The sequence below is a fragment of the Sulfuricella sp. genome (assembly GCF_035531155.1).
Lineage (GTDB): Bacteria > Pseudomonadota > Gammaproteobacteria > Burkholderiales > Sulfuricellaceae > Sulfuricella.
The window spans coordinates 37,591-52,200 of sequence record NZ_DATKTK010000042.1 but is presented as its reverse complement, the minus strand read 5'-3'; the positions used below and the strand labels follow the sequence as shown (position 1 = coordinate 52,200).

The following is a 14,610-nucleotide window of genomic DNA, read 5'->3' as shown; positions in this document are numbered from 1 at the left end:
GCCCCAGTTTAACTAAGCTGGCTCAACATCTCCGGCTCCATATCGAAGCCGACTTCACAACCGGGGTTGAGCGCGACGCCGTGGCCGGCACCCATCTTTTCCAGAACCCACTTGAATTCGGTCAGCAGCCCCCCGCCGTAGAGAGGGAAATCCTTGAGAAAAGGTTTGGCGCGATCCGGACTGGTGAACACCGCAAGAACCTTGGTTCCATCTTCGGCTTCGAGCACCAGCGGCTGGGCGCGGGTGGAGCGTTGCACACCCGGCATCACCTCGTCGTCCTCGATCGGCATGAAGACCTCCGAAACCAACAGTTCCTGCATGAACTCATCTCCAGTAAGGCTTCCTTCCCACGCCGCCAGGAGCTTTTTTTCCAGTTCGTTCTTCGGTATGAACGCTTCGCTTGCCATCATGGTTTCCCTCAAATTTTGAAAATCTCAAAGCCAGTATAATGAACTTGACTAATGCGCTCAACTAATCTAAATATTAAGAATAAATAAGGCAGAATTCGTAGGGCGCCGCCAGAGCGGCGGCAATATTCCGCATGAAGCGGAGGAGGTGTAAAATGTATGACATCAACCAAATCATCAACCGTGAAGGCAACACCCCGGAGGCCGATCTTCTCGAGCTTGGCGAGTGGTCCGAGGAGATTGCGCAAAAACTGGCCGGGGAAGAAGGCATTACCTTGTCAAAAGAACACTGGGACGTGATCAACTTTCTTCGTGACTATTATCAGCGCTGCGGCCCTTGTCCGAACGGCCGCGCTGTTCTGGGCCTGCTAGAGGACAATTTCGCCCAGCAAGGCGGCAAAAAATACCTCTACCATTTATTCCCCAAGGGTCCGGTCGTACAGGTCTGCAAGATCGCGGGTCTGCCCCTGCCGGCATACAGTACGGATCCCCACTTCGGCAGCGTGATGTAAAGCCGGCATTTATGACTTCAGCGGGATGACGCTGATCACCGCAACCGGCTCGTCCTGATCCAGCCTTTCGGCCAATTCCTCGGCGATACCGTCGATCCCCGCGGTGGTAAACAGGTCGCGAGGTGTTTCCACCGAGGCGGAATAGAATGTGCCCTCGTTGTCCACAAATGCAACGTGATAATGGTTCATGCCTTCATTTTCCAAACAGGTCGCGCAATTTGTCGATGATGTTTTTTTCGCGCTCGTCGAATGAAAACAGCGGATCGACAAACCCGTGCTCCTTGGCTCGCTCTTCCGCCACGGCGAGATGGAGGAATTCCTCGTAGTACTCCTGCTCGGTGCAGGTCACCTGGGTAACGAAGGCATCCGGCTCGTGAAAATCAGTGACGCCCAGCACGTAGACCGTCACGGTGATGACCTTTTCCCTGGGAAATATCACCGATTCGGTTTGCAGCGACACGACGACATCGGCCTCTGTCGCAGAAGTGCTGTCCGGGCCCAGCGCGCCATATGCCGCCCGGAGTCGATCTTCTAACGAATTATTGCTCATTGTTTGCCGCTTTGGACTGTACGCCAAGTTACACCATTCCCACCGTTCAGAGCAATCGAATCGCTAGTCAAATCGCCAACGGCTAGCTTGGCAAGTTCTTTCCGAATAGTAGATTCGTCGAGATTCTCGTCATCCTCGCGAAAGATAAACTCTCAGCGAAGAGTAAAAGTAAAATCGTCGCGCTCCGCCGCCAGGTCGTTGAACAGGATAATCAGTTTGGCGTAATCCACGCCCAGGTTCGCCTGCGCCTGCTCCGACTCTTCCCAGACGATCTCGATCGGCCCTGCGACCTCACCGGTCAACACGTCCCACAAGGCGTCCAGATTGCGCCCGAAATGGGGCGGGAAGGCGAACTGACGCGCCAGCTCGTCGTAGAACTGGGCAAGAGTACGGATATCGCGCAGAACGCAGCGTTTTACCGGCATGGCGGCACCTCGACGAAGGTCTGGTAATGGTCCACAGTCACGCGGCGCAGGCCATCCCGGGAAAACAAAAGGCGCTTGGCACCCCGGTGCCCGCCCTGGTAATCGAGGTCGGCCTCGCGCCAGTCGCCGCGAGGCAACCTGCCTTCCCGATTGCCGAAATGGTCGCCGCCCATGCTCTTGAACCTGAGGGCGGGAACGTTCCACAAGTCCCGGCCGGGCCGCCAGCCGGACTGCTGCGCCTGCCTCTTGGTGACGAATTTGCCCGGCAACTGCGCATTGCGGCTTTCATTCAATGCATCCAGCATGTTCGCCAGCTCCGCTTCATCTATTTTCGGCTGCAGGCGCTGGTTCAGCGCATGCGCCGCTTCGCGGCAGCTTGCGGCAAACGCAGCGGGCTGCCAGACGGCCGCGCAGATCGCCGTGAGAATAAAAAAAGCGCGGATCAGCGATTTTCTCACTTACTCCACCCGTCGCAACAGCAAGCCCTTGAGGTACTCCCCTTCGGGGAAGTTCAGCACCGCCGGATGATCTGCATCGGCGGCAAAGCGCCCCACGATCTGCGCCGTCACGTTCGCATCCAGCGCTGCGCCGGCGAGAATTTTCTGGAACAGGTCGGCAGTGACGCCGCCCGAGCAGGAAAAGGTGGCCAGCAGGCCACCCGGCCGCAGCAGCTTGAGCGCCCACAGGTTGATGTCCTTGTAGGCGCGCGCCGCATTGGCGGCGTGATGGGCGGTGGGGGCAAACTTGGGCGGGTCGAGCACGATCAGGTCGAAACTCTTGCCCTGATCGCGCATCAAACGCAGCGACTTGAACACGTCCGCCTCCAGCCACTCGGCGCGATCCGCCGCCAGATTGTTGAGCTTGACGTTTTCCCGCGCCAGCGCCAGCGCCTCGGCGGAACTGTCCACCGACAGCACCGAGCGAGCGCCGCCCTGGAGCGCGCTCAGGCTGAAGCCGCCGCTGTAGCAGAAGCAGTTGAGCACGTCCTTGTCGTTGGCGAGTTCGCCGACACGACGGCGGTTGTCGCGCTGATCGAGGTAGAAGCCGGTTTTCTGCCCCTTTTCCACATCCACATGAAATTTCAGCCCATGCTCGCGGATGATCAGCGGCGCAGGCAGCTTGCCACGCAGAATGCCGGAGCGCGCCGGCAGACCTTCCAGGTCACGCACCTCGGCATCGGATCGCTCGTAGAGATTAGCGCAGCCGGTCAGCTCCACCAGCAAATCGGCCAGCGCCCCGCGCCAGCGTTCCATCCCCGCCGACAGCACCTGCATCACCAGCGTGTCGCCGTAGCGATCTACCACCAAGCCGGGCAGTCCGTCGGATTCGCCGTGCACCAGCCGCATGCCGTCGGTGGTCTTGGCCAGTTCCTGGCGCAAGCCGATGGCGCGCGCCAGGCGCGCCCGGAGGAAGGCCTCGTCGACCGTCTCGTTTTCCCGATAAGTCCACACCCGCCCCAAAATCTGCGATTTGGGGCTATACGCGGCCAGCGCCAGGAAAGCCCCGTGGGTATCGCGAACAGCTACGGTTTCGCCGGACTGCGGCTCACCCTTGATGCGCTCGACTGCGCCGGTAAAAATCCAGGGGTGGCGGTGCTGCAGGGATTTCTCCCGACCGGGATTAAGAATTAGTGAATTCATGGTGGTTTAACCGAATGAGAAAAAAGAGGATTCTGAACCGCGCATTATAACAGTTGACCTGCGGCTACCTGAGTTTTTCAATCCGGCAATGCTAATATGGAAGCCAGAAACTCCATGTTAGATTAGGTTTTTCGCGTGAATTGGCGAATAAATTAAAGAAAAATTGGGGAACGGGCCATTTGACTGACCGCTTAGGATATTGGCAATTTCCTGCCAGCCTTACTCATTAACTGTGAATTAATTAAGGAATATTATTTATGGAAGACAATGCATCCTCTTCGGTGACTTGGGGAATATTCGAACAAAGGGAAGAGTACCGGCGCTCGCTTTTTTCGAATGTGTGGTCACAGATGGTGCCCAAGGTTTTTCAGGATGTTCCGCGATATTATCGTCCAGGCAACATTGTCGCGAGTTTGGGTTTGTGGGAAATATGGGTCTGGCAGTTCGTGGGAACGGTAAAACTGCATCCGCAATACCAGGTTCTCGATGTCTGCGCAGGAACCAATGATGTGGGGGTAAGGCTCCTGAAAAAAGAGCCCGGCATTTCCGTCACGGCCATTGACCGCAGCAAGGAAATGCAGGAAGAAGGGCAGCGAAGGGCGGAAAGAAACGGTCTACACATAACCAGCATCATTCACGATGTTCACGAACTGCCCTTTCCGGACAACTCATTCGATGTGATCACGCTGCAGGCCGCATCACGCCACCTGCAACTGGACAAGGTACTGCCCGAGATTCTTCGAGTGCTCAAGCCGGGTGGATTCTTTTATCACTGTGACATGCTCAAGCCGACCCACCCCTTTGTCGAATGGTTCTATCTACGCTTCTTGCGTATTTCCGTTTTCATGACATCGCTGATTTTCGGATCGACCGAGGCATCTCGAGGATGCAGCGGATATTTCAGCGATGCAATCCAGCATTTCTATACCCCGGAAGAGTTGTCCGGTGTGCTGCAACTCATCGGATTTTCGAATATAACCTGCAAGAAAAGCATCTGGGGCGGGATGGTGGGGTTTCACGCGGCACAAAAAACCTCAACCTAGCAGCCATTACCCGACGATGGACGCATACTATTCCATTCGTCGGACGGTGCCTGTTGATGGTGCGTACGTGCGTTAAACCTAGTCGCCCGCGTAAGGGTTGGTGAGCCGCTCGTAGCCGAAGGTGGATACCGGGCCGTGGCCAGGAATGAAAGTTACATCGTCGCCCAGGGGAAACAGCCGCTCGCGGATCGAGCAGATCAGCGCCGGGTAATCGCCGCGAGGGAAATCGGTGCGGCCGATCGAGCCCTTGAACAGCACGTCCCCGACGAAGGCGGTTTGGCTGGCGCGATGGAAAAACGCCACGTGGCCGGGAGTATGGCCGGGGCAGTGCAGCACTTCCAGAATCTGGTTGCCGACGCTCACCGTATCGCCCTGCTCCAGCCAGCGATCGGGCGTGAACGCCGGGGTATGCGGAAAGCCGAACTTCTCGCTCTGCTGCGGCAGCGACTCCAGCCAGAAGGCATCCTCGCGCTGCGGCCCTTCGATCGGGATGCCCAGCCTTGCCGCTAGCTCCACGGCTGCCCCGACATGATCTATGTGACCGTGGGTAAGCAACAGTTTGGTCAGACGCAGGCCATTTTCCTGCACAACGGCAAGCAGTACTTCGGCATCGCCGCCAGGATCGACCAGGGCCGCTTCAAGGGTTTGCTCGCACCAGATCAGGGAACAGTTCTGCTCGAACGGGGTGACGGAGATGATGAGGTATTTCATGGATTTAACCTGCGGGAATGATGTCGGTGACTAAAACAGCATGGCCATGGACTTCCCACTTCACGTCGTAATCCAGCAGCTTCATGCCAAAAACCCTCTTTCCTTCACTCTTCCCATAGTAGGCGGGACGCGGGTCCCGGCTCAGAATCTGACGAATCAGCAGCCCCAGTTCCGGCACCGCCGCGCAGCGATCCAGCGCAGGCTGACTAAAATTCACTTCGAACAAGGCGGCGGGGGCTTCCGCCGCGAAACCGCCGGTTGCGCCGGGAATAACATCCGAATACGGCAGGTAGGGTTTGATATCCAGCACCGGCGTGCCATCCAGCAGATCCGCGCCCTTCAAGTGCAGCAGCACCCGCCCCGGCCCGGCTTCGATGCGTTCCAGCTCGACCGCTGACAGGCCGATGGGATTGGGGCGGTGGGTGGAGCGGGTAGCAAAAACGCCCAGGCGGCGATTGCCGCCCAGCCGCGGCGGGCGCACCGTCGGTTTCCACGGCTCGTCCAGGCAGGCGTGAAAAATGAAGCTCACCCAGATGTGCGAAAAGCCCTCCAGCCCGCGCACCGCCTCTGCCCGGTTGTACGGCGGCAGCAGCTCCAGCACCGCCCGCGCCGCCGGCACCAGGCCCGGCTGACGGGGGATGCCGAACTTTTCCTTGAAACAGGAATGGATAACGCCGACCGGCGCAAACGTGAACATGGGGCGGATTATATTCCATGCCCGCAACGGAGGCGATGGAGTAAAATAATTCTAGAAACGTCAGTTGGACGAGGTGGAGTGTGCGTTTTTTGGGGTGCAGGGCAAGGCGCAACGACGCGGAATGGCCGTTCCATTCCAAGGAGTTGCAACGCCGCCATGCGCCGCAAAAAACGTGCAATCCGCCTCGTAGCGGACTCACCAAACGGGTGATCCCATGATTCATGAAGAAATTTATTATAACCATTGAGTTAAAATTCTAGTGGAGCGGTCAACTGCCGTTTCTAGGATGATAACTGTTGCTTGTTTCCTGGAGTTGCATCATGCACATCGAAGTTCACGTACACGGCATCCTCAACCTCTGCAAGGGCGTCGCTCTGACCCAGGTGGAAAACGGCCTGCGCAAGTGGCTAGATTATCTGGATGTGGAAACCATCGCCGAAGCGCGCAGCACGGAACAGGATGAGCCCGGCATCGTCTTTCACCGCCCCGACCGCACTCTGGAAATATGCTGGTCCGGCGAAGTCGGCAGAAACTTCGTGAGCCGGCTGCAGGACGCGCTGTACGAACTCGGCCCGCTGACCGAGAGCGCCTCGCAGATCGAGCTGACCTTCTACTACGAAGACGGCCACGACGAATACCAGCTTCTCTTCGTCGGCCCGAGCGAAGAATCCATACACCTGGCACAACGACAGCGCATGATCGAAGACGTCGCTAGCCTGCTCTCCCGCCACTTCAGCCAGGAAGAGGTCGTGCAGGTCACTGATCTGGTCAATGTCCTGTTCGACCACGACCTGGAAAAACGCAAGAGCGCCGAGTCTGAGCCCGATTTCCAGCCGTCGGGAGGGAGCCTGCTGCATTTCCGCAAGAAACATCTGCACTGAAGCGGCGGGCAAGATTTTGGTGATATGAATCGAGTCCAGGTTTGACGGGAAGGCTATGTCGGTTCTGCTTATGGCGAAGGCGACCTTCTCGGTAGATGGCTAAGCTACGCTGCCCGTGGGCACGGAGGAAATCACCTGCTTCGGCAACGTGGGAGTCCATCCCATTAGTCAGCCGGGACGGCGCAACAGCGGGCTTGAGCCCGCCGTCGGCGCCCGCTAATTCAAATGCTGGGCCATCTCCGGCCACGACCCTTTACGATTGACCCAGCAGCGTGCTCCTGCCCAGCCTGAGGCGAATGTTACGGTCGTTGTTCCAGCAGTAGACATCCGTCAGCGGCAGCATGCCGGAAAGGTAGGCGGCCTGCAGCGGGTCGCTCTCGTAGATCGCCGTCACGCCTTGGCAGACCGCCATGTCGGCCTTGTAACGGGCCAGGCAAAGCGCCTGGTCTGCGCCGTCGGGATAGCGGGCGATGTCGCGGAACACGATGGGGTAGCCGCCGAAGCCGTGGCGCTCCAGCCATTCCGTGGTCGGCGCGCGGCTGTCCAGATGGCGCGAGGTGATGATCAGGGCTTTTTCCGGGTGATGCGGGGGCAAGGCGCTTCTGGGGAAAGACGGCAGCCGGGTGCGGAGATTCAGCGCAGCAGCCGGGTTGATCTCGTACAGGTCATCGGGCAGGTCGGGCAGGAAAATGCCGTCGAGGTCGAGGGCCACCGCCTCGTAGGCGCTGTCCCTGGCGAGTTCCACCGATGACTTCTCCAGGTCGGCGAGGAAGGCCGGGTTCAGGCGGTGGCGCTCCCACGGGAACACCGCCACGGTGCCGCCGAAATCGACCCCGAAATCGGGGATGAGGCGGGTGCGGTCGTCATAGGCCACGGTGAGGGTTTTGACCGCATGGCCCCGCTCCTCCAGCCAGCGTTTCGCGTCCGGCAGGGTGTCGCCCGCGCCTGCGATGTCGTCCACCAGCAGCAGGATGGCACCTTCAGGCGGGGTGGCGCAAGTCCAGCGGCAAATCCGGGACTTCCTCTCATGCTGGAGGGTGTGGAGCAGCGGGATGTCGAGCAGATAGGCCACCACCAGACCGGGAAAGATGCCGCCGCGCTGGATCGCGACTACATCCTCGATCCCCACCTGCCGCAGGGCTTGGGTATACCCGCGGAGGGTGTCCTCGATCCAATTGTAATGACACCAGAAAGGTTTCATGGCTGGGACAGGGGCTATTACGGCGACGCGCTCATCTTGAACATAGCACAGGGAATGGGGAATATGCTTCAGGGCCGGGCGGAAGAGCGGGTTGCGGCCGGATGCTGTTTGGTCAACAATGAGTCATCTCATTGAACTGCGAGCCTGAATTGTCGGCCGAAACGGGTGTCAAGGAAGTGGTCGTCCTGGTGCACGGGCTGTGGATGCGTGGATGGGTGATGAGGCTGCTGGGGCTGCGTCTGCGGCGCTGCGGTTTCCATGTCGCCGTCTTTTCCTATCCCTCCCTGCGCTGTTCGCTGTCGCAAAACGCGCTGCGGCTGTCGCGCTTTGCCGCGGGCATTGCCGCAGCGCGGGTGCACTTTGTCGGCCATAGCCTGGGCGGCCTGGTGGTGCTGCAGATGCTGGCGGATTATCCACAGACGCGCGCCGGCCGCGTTGTACTGATGGGCACGCCTTACCGCGCCAGCCATGTGGCACGCAAGCTCTCTCGCACGGCGCCGGGAAAATGGCTGGTCGGGCGCGGGATGGCGCAGTGGCTGGACCAGTATCCCCCCGGGCGCGCCGCGCAACAGTGCGAGGCGGGAGTGATCTCCGGCTGCAGGAGCCTGGGCAGCGGCAAGCTGCTGGGCGGACTGCCGCGCCCCAATGACGGCGTGGTGGCAGTGGAGGAGACCCTTGTGCCGGGCGCCCGCGACCAGATCATGCTCAAGGTCAGCCATTCCGGCATGCTTGTGTCCACCAAGGTGGCGCGCCAGGTATGCGCGTTTCTGAGGGACGGACATTTTTTGCGAGAACAGTCATGACCCGGCTGCCCTCCCACCCACTCCGGCTTGCCGCAGCGGCGGGGCTTGCCGTCTGGCTCGGCGGCTGCGCCAACCTTGGCTATTACGTCCAGGCGGTGAGCGGCCAGATGGACATCCTGCGCCGGGCACGGCCGATCGAGGAGATCACCGCCGACCCCCAAGCCGATCAGGCGCTCAAGCGCAGACTTGCCGGCGTGGCCCGGTTGCGCGAATTCGCCAGCCGCGAACTGAAGCTTCCCGACAACCGCAGCTACGCGAGCTACGTCGACCTGGAGCGCCCCTATGTGGTGTGGAATGTGTTTGCCACGCCCGAGCTATCCACCCAACCCAGGCAGTGGTGCTTCATCGGGGCCGGCTGCGTCAGCTATCGCGGCTTTTTCTCGAAAGAGGAAGCCGAGCGCTTTGCCGAACAGCTCGGCAGCGAGGGTGATGACGTGTATGTAGCCGGGGTTCCCGCCTATTCCACCTTGGGCTGGTTCAACGATCCGGTGCTCAACACCTTCATCGGCTATCCCGAGACCGAACTCGCCCGGCTCATCTTCCACGAGCTCGCCCATCAGGTGGTATATCTCCCCGATGACAGCATCTTCAATGAATCCTTCGCCACCGCGGTCGAGCTGGAAGGGGTCAGCCGCTGGCTGGATCGCAACGGTACCCCCGGGCAGCGGTCCGCATTCGAAGCGGAGCAGCAAAGAAGAGCCGCGTTCACCGCCCTCGTGCTGAAATGCCGCGAGCGGCTGGAGGAACTGTTTGCCTCGGGCGACAGCGACGCCGGCAAGCGCGCCGCCAAGGCGCGGATATTCGGCGAGTTGAGGCAGGAGTTCGCCCGGATCAAGGCCGCCGACGGAGGCTTCAGCCGCTACGACAGGTGGATCGCCCAGCGAATCAACAACGCGCACCTCGCCTCGGTCGCCACCTACACCCAGCTGGTGCCCGCATTCCGGGCGCTGCTGGCACAGCAGAACGGGGATATGGGCAGGCTCTACGAGGCCGTCAGGGAACTGGGCAGGCAGCCGCAAGCCGAGCGGACATCCCGGCTGCAGTCGGCGGGCCATTCCCGGATGGAATAAAATCCGGCAATGGCGACACCCGGATTCCGCTGCGCCGCATCCTGGCCGTTCGCCGGATTTGGCATTCGAGCCTTCTTGGCCTATAAATCAAATAGGGCGAGAGCCAAAACCAATCCAACCAGGAGATGGCAAAATGACTGAGTTAATCAGAGGCGAGTTGCCTATAGAGCTGTATGAAAAGAAAGTTGGTTTGGTCTGCATCAATCAAAAATCGGCGTCAGGAGAGGAGCAGACCATACTCCTCGAACTGGAGCAAATGGAAAAGCTCTCAAATTGGTTAATACAATATGCCCAAATAATCAGGGAAGGCCAAACAGAGGAATAGGCCACACAATAAGTTGCAACCCGCCCGATTATCTGTTCCGAAACGCGTGCCTAGGCATCGATATCCTTTCTCTTTAGCTCATAGATCGCACTTCTCGACAACCCTCATCAACAGACAGGCCCGTTCGTCCGCTCACCCCTTGCGCAGCTCGCATAAAAATCTTCTATGCTGGAAGATGAAGATAGTTACTGAATGGCGAAGGGGCTCAATTGTGACCGACATAACGAATATCCGGCGGGATCGACTTCGGCGGGGCGGCGGACTCGCATTCTTGCTGGGATTCCTGCGGCGCCCGGGTTTGGTGGGATCTGTCGTCCCAAGTTCCCGGTTCCTGGAGCGGCGAATCGTCAACGTTGCCGCCATCGCCAAAGCCCGGTTGGTTGTTGAGTTCGGCCCCGGCACGGGCGGCACTACGCGGGCGATTCTGGATGCCTTGCCTGAAGATGCGAAGCTCCTTGCCATCGAGATCGATCCAGAATTTGCATCGCATCTTAGAGCCAACCGCGACCCCCGCCTGATCGTCCATCTCGGCAGTGCGGAGCACATCTGGGAGGCTCTCGCGCATTATGGCCTTTCGCGCCCTGATGCGATCGTTTCCGGGATTCCTTTTTCCACCATGCCGCAGGCCCTCGGACGGCGAATCCTGCGTGCGCTTTGGTCATGCATGGCGCCGGGAGGGCGGTTTGTCGCTTATCAATTTCGGGATCAGGTGGCACTCATCGGACGCGAGTTGCTGGGGCAACCGGATATCGAACTGGAACTGCTCAACGTGCCTCCCGTACGGGTGTACTGCTGGCGCAAGCCGGCCGACGAGGAAATGACTGGGCCGCCCGCCTTGCCTGTGTCTTGAAGATTGGAAATCGCAACCTTCGACCCCAAGACCGGACCGGTCACCTTCCCCTTTACCCCCGTAATTCAATTCGCCGAAGCTCGATCGAAGTTCAGGAAAAGGGTAACGATTTAGCTGGAATTGGATGGAACTCGCTTCCTTGCCTTTTGTGGCGATTGATCTAGATTTAATCTTCCGGGCAAGTTTCTTGGGGGAAGCAGATGTTGACGAGGAAAACCCATCGGCTGAACAAGGCAACGCCCCCTTCCGCACAACGGACGCCGCGGCCCGCGGCCAAGCCCGCCAAAGCCCCGCCTGGAGGAGTAAGCGATGAGGATCTGCGCAAAATGACGGCCGCTGTGCTGGAAAAGCTGAAATCGCCCACCATTCCGCCCAGCGTGACGATCCTGGAAGCGCTGAAGCAGGTGCGGGACCGCGCCCTCGCCGCCAAAGCCAAAGTCTAGGCCTGGCGCCATGACAGACCCCCCGGGAAAAGCCCAAATGAAATACCTGATTATTTATGCACATCCCAATGCAAAAAGCTTCAATCATGCCATCAAGGAAAAAATTGAGGCCGCGCTGAAAGCCTCGAACGCTGCCGTTGCAGTGCGCGACCTGTATGAAATCCCCTTCGACCCGGCGCTGAAGGCGGCCGAGCTTGAGATGGTAGAGGGCGTTCCGGTGCCGGAGGACGTAAAACAGGAACAGGAATACATCCGCTCCTCGGATGTGCTGATTTTCATCTACCCGATCTGGTGGTCGGACATGCCGGCCATACTCAAAGGATACGTCGACCGTGTTTTCTCCTACGGTTTCGCCTGGTCCATGGAGCAGAACGTCTTCAATGGTCTGCTCCATGGCAAAAAGGCGGTCATCGTGAATACCTTGGCATCCGGTCGTGACGACCTCGTCAACATGGGCCTGCTGGAATGCATGAGCAAAACGATAGACGCAGGAATTTTCGATTTTTGCGGCATTCAGGTGATCGAGCACAAATACCTGTGTGGGGTGCTCGACGCCACCGCCGAGGAGCGGGCCAGAATGCTCAAGGAAGTCGAAGAGATGATGGGAAGAATCATAGGCAAACAAGCATAATTACTGGAACATTCGATAAAGGACGCAGCCATGGCCACCTTGACGGAAATCGCACCGGATATTTATCGCATCTCGATTTATGTCCAGGAATTCGGACTGCAATTCAACCAGTTCCTCGTCAAGGACGAAGAGCCGCTGCTATGCCACACCGGCATGGCCCACATGTTCACCGAGGTGCGCGATGCCGTGGCGAAGCTTATCGAGCCATCACGGATTCGCTGGATCTTTTCCAGCCACTTCGAGGCGGACGAATGTGGCGCCCTCAATGCCTGGCTCGCCGAGGTTCCGTCGGCTCAGCCAGCATGCAGCGCGGTGGGTGCGATCACCAACTTCAACGATTTTTCAATCCGCGCACCGCGCGCCCTGGAGAAAGGAGACGTGCTGGAAACCGGGCGTTACCGGTTCCGCTTCCTGCGCACCCCTCACCTGCCCCACGGCTGGGATGCTGGCATGCTGTTCGAGGAATCCAACCAAACCCTGTTCTGCTCCGACCTGTTCGTGCATAACGGGGATGTGGAAGCGATTACGGAATCCGATATCGCCGACCGGGCGCGGGGCGCACTGATCGGTTACCAGAACAACGGCCTCATGGCGGACAGCATGCCGTTCACCCCGCAGACCAGGCACCTGCTTCACGAACTAGCCGGCCTTAAACCGAAAACGCTGGCAATCATGCATGGCTCTTCATTTGTAGGTAACGGCGAACTTGCCCTGCAAGACTTGGCGCTAGTTCTGAAAAAGATCTATGGCGGGCGGGAATAATGGTGTCGGCACAAGGGTGTGCCTGCATGGCGATATTTGCTTCTGGATCAATAGGTTTCGAATCTACTCCCTTTGGGTTATCTACCCCTAGCTCATAAAATACTTGATTAATTCCATCTGGTATTACTATACTTTGTTCATCCAGTAGAAATAGTCTATTATCCGTATCCATTCCATGGTTATTACGGGGACTTGAGAGCCGGTTTTTTGTTTCAATTTTTTTCTAGGAGATTACGACCATGGCTAAGAAACAATACGACACTCCAATGCTCGACCAGTTGGAAAGCGGCCCCTGGCCCAGCTTTGTGACCGGCCTCAAGCGCCTGGCCAAAGACAACGACATGATGGTTGACCTGATGGGCCAGCTGGAAACCTCCTACGCGACCAAAAAAGGTTACTGGAAGGGCGGCACCGTCGGCGTGTTCGGCTATGGTGGCGGCGTGATTCCGCGCTTTACCGAACTCAAGGACGAGAACGAGAAGCCGATCTACCCCGATGCGGCCGAGTTCCACACCCTGCGCATCCAGCCGCCTGCCGGCATGCATTACACCTCCGACCTGCTGCGCAAGATGGCGGATGTGTGGGAGAAGCACGGCTCCGGCCTGATTGCCTTCCACGGCCAGTCCGGCGATATCATGTTCCAGGGCATCACCACCGCGAACGTTCAGCCGGCTTTCGACGAACTGAACGAAATGGGCTTCGACCTGGGCGGCGCCGGCCCTGCCGTGCGCACCTCCATGTCCTGCGTCGGCGCCGCGCGCTGCGAGCAGTCCTGCTATGACGAAGCCAGGGCCCTGCGCACCGTGGTCAACAACTTCCTCGACGACATGCACCGCCCGGCCCTGCCGTACAAGTTCAAGTTCAAGTTCTCCGGCTGCCCGAACGACTGCGTCAACTCGATTCAGCGTTCCGACATGGCCACCATCGGCACCTGGCGCGACAACATCCAGACCGACGACGAGCTGGGCAAGAAGTGGTTCGCCAAGCACGGCATGGACGAACTGGTCAACGACGTGATCAGCCGCTGCCCGACCAAGGCGCTGTCCCTGAAGAACACCCAGGACGTTTCCAAGGCCGAAGGCATCTCCAGCGTCGCGATCAACGACACCCAGTCGATGGAAATCGAAAACCACAGCTGCGTGCGCTGCATGCACTGCATCAACGTCATGACCGGCGCGCTGGCTCCGGGCAAGGACAAGGGCGTGACCGTCCTGATCGGCGGCAAGAGCGTGCTGAAGATCGGCGCAACCATGGGGACCGTGATCGTGCCGTTCATGAAGCTGGAATCCGACGAGGACTTCGAGAAGCTGGTCGAGCTCGGCCAGAACACCATCGACTTCTTCGCCGAAAACGCGCTGGAGCACGAGCGTACCGGCGAGATGATCGACCGTATCGGCCTGGTCAACTTCCTCGAAGGGATCGGCGTGGAGATCGACGCGAACATGATCAAAGAGCCGCGTTCCAATCCTTATGTCCGTATGGACGGCTGGGACGAAGAGGTCGAGAAGGCCAACCAACGTAAGGCAAGCGCAGCCTGACGCATCAACCTAAAAACGGCCATTAACCACGAATGACACGAATGTTCACGAATAAACACGAATAGTTAGAGACAATCATCTTGTCGCCTAGAGGCGCCTACTTTTGGCACCAAACAGTGAA

General features: G+C 58.8%; 19 protein-coding genes. 10 read left to right on the top strand and 9 right to left on the bottom strand.

Annotated elements, in window-relative coordinates; all coding sequences use genetic code 11:
- Window positions 1–8: 8 nt before the first annotated feature.
- The gene (locus tag VMV64_RS08470; RefSeq protein WP_325329520.1) at window positions 9–410 is read right to left on the bottom strand and encodes an SseB family protein; all 402 of its coding nucleotides are present in this window, start codon (window positions 408–410) and stop codon (window positions 9–11) included.
- 152 nt (window positions 411–562) lie between these two features.
- Between VMV64_RS08470 and VMV64_RS08465 the strand changes: the two genes are divergently transcribed.
- Complete coding sequence (locus tag VMV64_RS08465; protein ID WP_325329519.1) at window positions 563–919, top strand: TusE/DsrC/DsvC family sulfur relay protein; 357 nt, start codon at window positions 563–565, stop codon at window positions 917–919.
- Window positions 920–928: 9 nt separating this feature from the next.
- On the opposite strand, the gene VMV64_RS08460 is transcribed toward VMV64_RS08465, so the two are convergent.
- The 5 genes from VMV64_RS08460 to VMV64_RS08440 all read right to left on the bottom strand — a co-directional run bounded on the left by VMV64_RS08460 (window position 929) and on the right by VMV64_RS08440 (window position 3,534).
- A complete protein-coding gene (locus tag VMV64_RS08460; RefSeq protein WP_325329518.1) occupies window positions 929–1,108 on the bottom strand; it encodes a hypothetical protein in 180 nt (59 codons plus the stop codon).
- 4 nt (window positions 1,109–1,112) lie between these two features.
- Window positions 1,113–1,469, bottom strand: coding sequence for a hypothetical protein (locus VMV64_RS08455; RefSeq protein WP_325329517.1), 357 nt, complete (start codon window positions 1,467–1,469; stop codon window positions 1,113–1,115).
- Window positions 1,470–1,621: 152 nt separating this feature from the next.
- Complete coding sequence (locus tag VMV64_RS08450; protein WP_325329516.1) at window positions 1,622–1,894, bottom strand: barstar family protein; 273 nt, start codon at window positions 1,892–1,894, stop codon at window positions 1,622–1,624.
- Window positions 1,885–2,352 carry a ribonuclease domain-containing protein gene (locus VMV64_RS08445; protein ID WP_325329515.1) on the bottom strand — a complete coding sequence of 156 codons (468 nt, stop codon included), beginning with the start codon at window positions 2,350–2,352 and terminating at the stop codon, window positions 1,885–1,887. Before VMV64_RS08445 ends, VMV64_RS08450 begins: the two co-directional genes overlap by 10 nt.
- Window positions 2,353–3,534, bottom strand: coding sequence for a class I SAM-dependent rRNA methyltransferase (locus VMV64_RS08440; RefSeq protein ID WP_325329514.1), 1,182 nt, complete (start codon window positions 3,532–3,534; stop codon window positions 2,353–2,355).
- Between the two features lie 257 nt (window positions 3,535–3,791).
- On the opposite strand from VMV64_RS08440, the gene VMV64_RS08435 reads away from it, so the two are divergent.
- Entirely contained in the window at window positions 3,792–4,577 is a 786-nt protein-coding gene (locus VMV64_RS08435) for a class I SAM-dependent methyltransferase (RefSeq protein ID WP_325329513.1), read from the top strand.
- 78 nt (window positions 4,578–4,655) lie between these two features.
- Here VMV64_RS08435 and VMV64_RS08430 read toward each other — a convergent pair whose 3' ends face one another.
- On the bottom strand, window positions 4,656–5,288 hold the full coding sequence (locus VMV64_RS08430) for an MBL fold metallo-hydrolase (protein WP_325329512.1): 633 nt from the start codon (window positions 5,286–5,288) through the stop codon (window positions 4,656–4,658).
- A gap of 4 nt (window positions 5,289–5,292) precedes the next feature.
- Entirely contained in the window at window positions 5,293–5,985 is a 693-nt protein-coding gene (gene tsaA / locus VMV64_RS08425; RefSeq protein ID WP_325329511.1) for a tRNA (N6-threonylcarbamoyladenosine(37)-N6)-methyltransferase TrmO, read from the bottom strand.
- A 320-nt stretch (window positions 5,986–6,305) separates the two neighbouring features.
- On the opposite strand from tsaA, the gene VMV64_RS08420 reads away from it, so the two are divergent.
- A complete protein-coding gene (locus VMV64_RS08420) occupies window positions 6,306–6,866 on the top strand; it encodes a DUF6806 family protein (RefSeq protein WP_325329510.1) in 561 nt (186 codons plus the stop codon).
- A 253-nt stretch (window positions 6,867–7,119) separates the two neighbouring features.
- Here VMV64_RS08420 and VMV64_RS08415 read toward each other — a convergent pair whose 3' ends face one another.
- Complete coding sequence (locus VMV64_RS08415; protein ID WP_325329509.1) at window positions 7,120–8,067, bottom strand: phosphoribosyltransferase; 948 nt, start codon at window positions 8,065–8,067, stop codon at window positions 7,120–7,122.
- 131 nt (window positions 8,068–8,198) lie between these two features.
- Between VMV64_RS08415 and VMV64_RS08410 the strand changes: the two genes are divergently transcribed.
- The 7 genes from VMV64_RS08410 to dsrA all read left to right on the top strand — a co-directional run bounded on the left by VMV64_RS08410 (window position 8,199) and on the right by dsrA (window position 14,489).
- Window positions 8,199–8,870 (top strand): alpha/beta hydrolase, encoded by a 672-nt coding sequence (locus VMV64_RS08410; protein WP_325329508.1) that lies wholly within the window; start codon window positions 8,199–8,201, stop codon window positions 8,868–8,870.
- Entirely contained in the window at window positions 8,867–9,940 is a 1,074-nt protein-coding gene (locus tag VMV64_RS08405; protein ID WP_325329507.1) for an aminopeptidase, read from the top strand. The genes VMV64_RS08410 and VMV64_RS08405 overlap by 4 nt, the downstream gene beginning before the upstream one ends.
- A gap of 133 nt (window positions 9,941–10,073) precedes the next feature.
- On the top strand, window positions 10,074–10,265 hold the full coding sequence (locus VMV64_RS08400; RefSeq protein WP_325329506.1) for a hypothetical protein: 192 nt from the start codon (window positions 10,074–10,076) through the stop codon (window positions 10,263–10,265).
- Between the two features lie 211 nt (window positions 10,266–10,476).
- On the top strand, window positions 10,477–11,115 hold the full coding sequence (locus tag VMV64_RS08395; protein WP_325329505.1) for a class I SAM-dependent methyltransferase: 639 nt from the start codon (window positions 10,477–10,479) through the stop codon (window positions 11,113–11,115).
- Between the two features lie 480 nt (window positions 11,116–11,595).
- Window positions 11,596–12,189, top strand: coding sequence for an NAD(P)H-dependent oxidoreductase (locus tag VMV64_RS08390; RefSeq protein ID WP_325329504.1), 594 nt, complete (start codon window positions 11,596–11,598; stop codon window positions 12,187–12,189).
- A gap of 30 nt (window positions 12,190–12,219) precedes the next feature.
- Window positions 12,220–12,951, top strand: coding sequence for an MBL fold metallo-hydrolase (locus VMV64_RS08385; protein WP_325329503.1), 732 nt, complete (start codon window positions 12,220–12,222; stop codon window positions 12,949–12,951).
- A 239-nt stretch (window positions 12,952–13,190) separates the two neighbouring features.
- Window positions 13,191–14,489 carry a dissimilatory-type sulfite reductase subunit alpha gene (gene dsrA / locus VMV64_RS08380; RefSeq protein WP_325329502.1) on the top strand — a complete coding sequence of 433 codons (1,299 nt, stop codon included), beginning with the start codon at window positions 13,191–13,193 and terminating at the stop codon, window positions 14,487–14,489.
- Window positions 14,490–14,610: the final 121 nt, after the last annotated feature.

Coding starts and splice junctions, on each gene's coding strand:
- VMV64_RS08470 (WP_325329520.1), bottom strand. CDS start 410: ATGATGGCAAGCGAAGCGTTCATACCGAAGAACGAACTGGAAAAAAAG.
- VMV64_RS08465 (WP_325329519.1), top strand. CDS start 563: ATGTATGACATCAACCAAATCATCAACCGTGAAGGCAACACCCCGGAG.
- VMV64_RS08460 (WP_325329518.1), bottom strand. CDS start 1,108: ATGAACCATTATCACGTTGCATTTGTGGACAACGAGGGCACATTCTAT.
- VMV64_RS08455 (WP_325329517.1), bottom strand. CDS start 1,469: ATGAGCAATAATTCGTTAGAAGATCGACTCCGGGCGGCATATGGCGCG.
- VMV64_RS08450 (WP_325329516.1), bottom strand. CDS start 1,894: ATGCCGGTAAAACGCTGCGTTCTGCGCGATATCCGTACTCTTGCCCAG.
- VMV64_RS08440 (WP_325329514.1), bottom strand. CDS start 3,534: ATGAATTCACTAATTCTTAATCCCGGTCGGGAGAAATCCCTGCAGCAC.
- VMV64_RS08435 (WP_325329513.1), top strand. CDS start 3,792: ATGGAAGACAATGCATCCTCTTCGGTGACTTGGGGAATATTCGAACAA.
- VMV64_RS08430 (WP_325329512.1), bottom strand. CDS start 5,288: ATGAAATACCTCATCATCTCCGTCACCCCGTTCGAGCAGAACTGTTCC.
- tsaA (WP_325329511.1), bottom strand. CDS start 5,985: ATGTTCACGTTTGCGCCGGTCGGCGTTATCCATTCCTGTTTCAAGGAA.
- VMV64_RS08420 (WP_325329510.1), top strand. CDS start 6,306: ATGCACATCGAAGTTCACGTACACGGCATCCTCAACCTCTGCAAGGGC.
- VMV64_RS08415 (WP_325329509.1), bottom strand. CDS start 8,067: ATGAAACCTTTCTGGTGTCATTACAATTGGATCGAGGACACCCTCCGC.
- VMV64_RS08405 (WP_325329507.1), top strand. CDS start 8,867: ATGACCCGGCTGCCCTCCCACCCACTCCGGCTTGCCGCAGCGGCGGGG.
- VMV64_RS08400 (WP_325329506.1), top strand. CDS start 10,074: ATGACTGAGTTAATCAGAGGCGAGTTGCCTATAGAGCTGTATGAAAAG.
- VMV64_RS08390 (WP_325329504.1), top strand. CDS start 11,596: ATGAAATACCTGATTATTTATGCACATCCCAATGCAAAAAGCTTCAAT.
- VMV64_RS08385 (WP_325329503.1), top strand. CDS start 12,220: ATGGCCACCTTGACGGAAATCGCACCGGATATTTATCGCATCTCGATT.
- dsrA (WP_325329502.1), top strand. CDS start 13,191: ATGGCTAAGAAACAATACGACACTCCAATGCTCGACCAGTTGGAAAGC.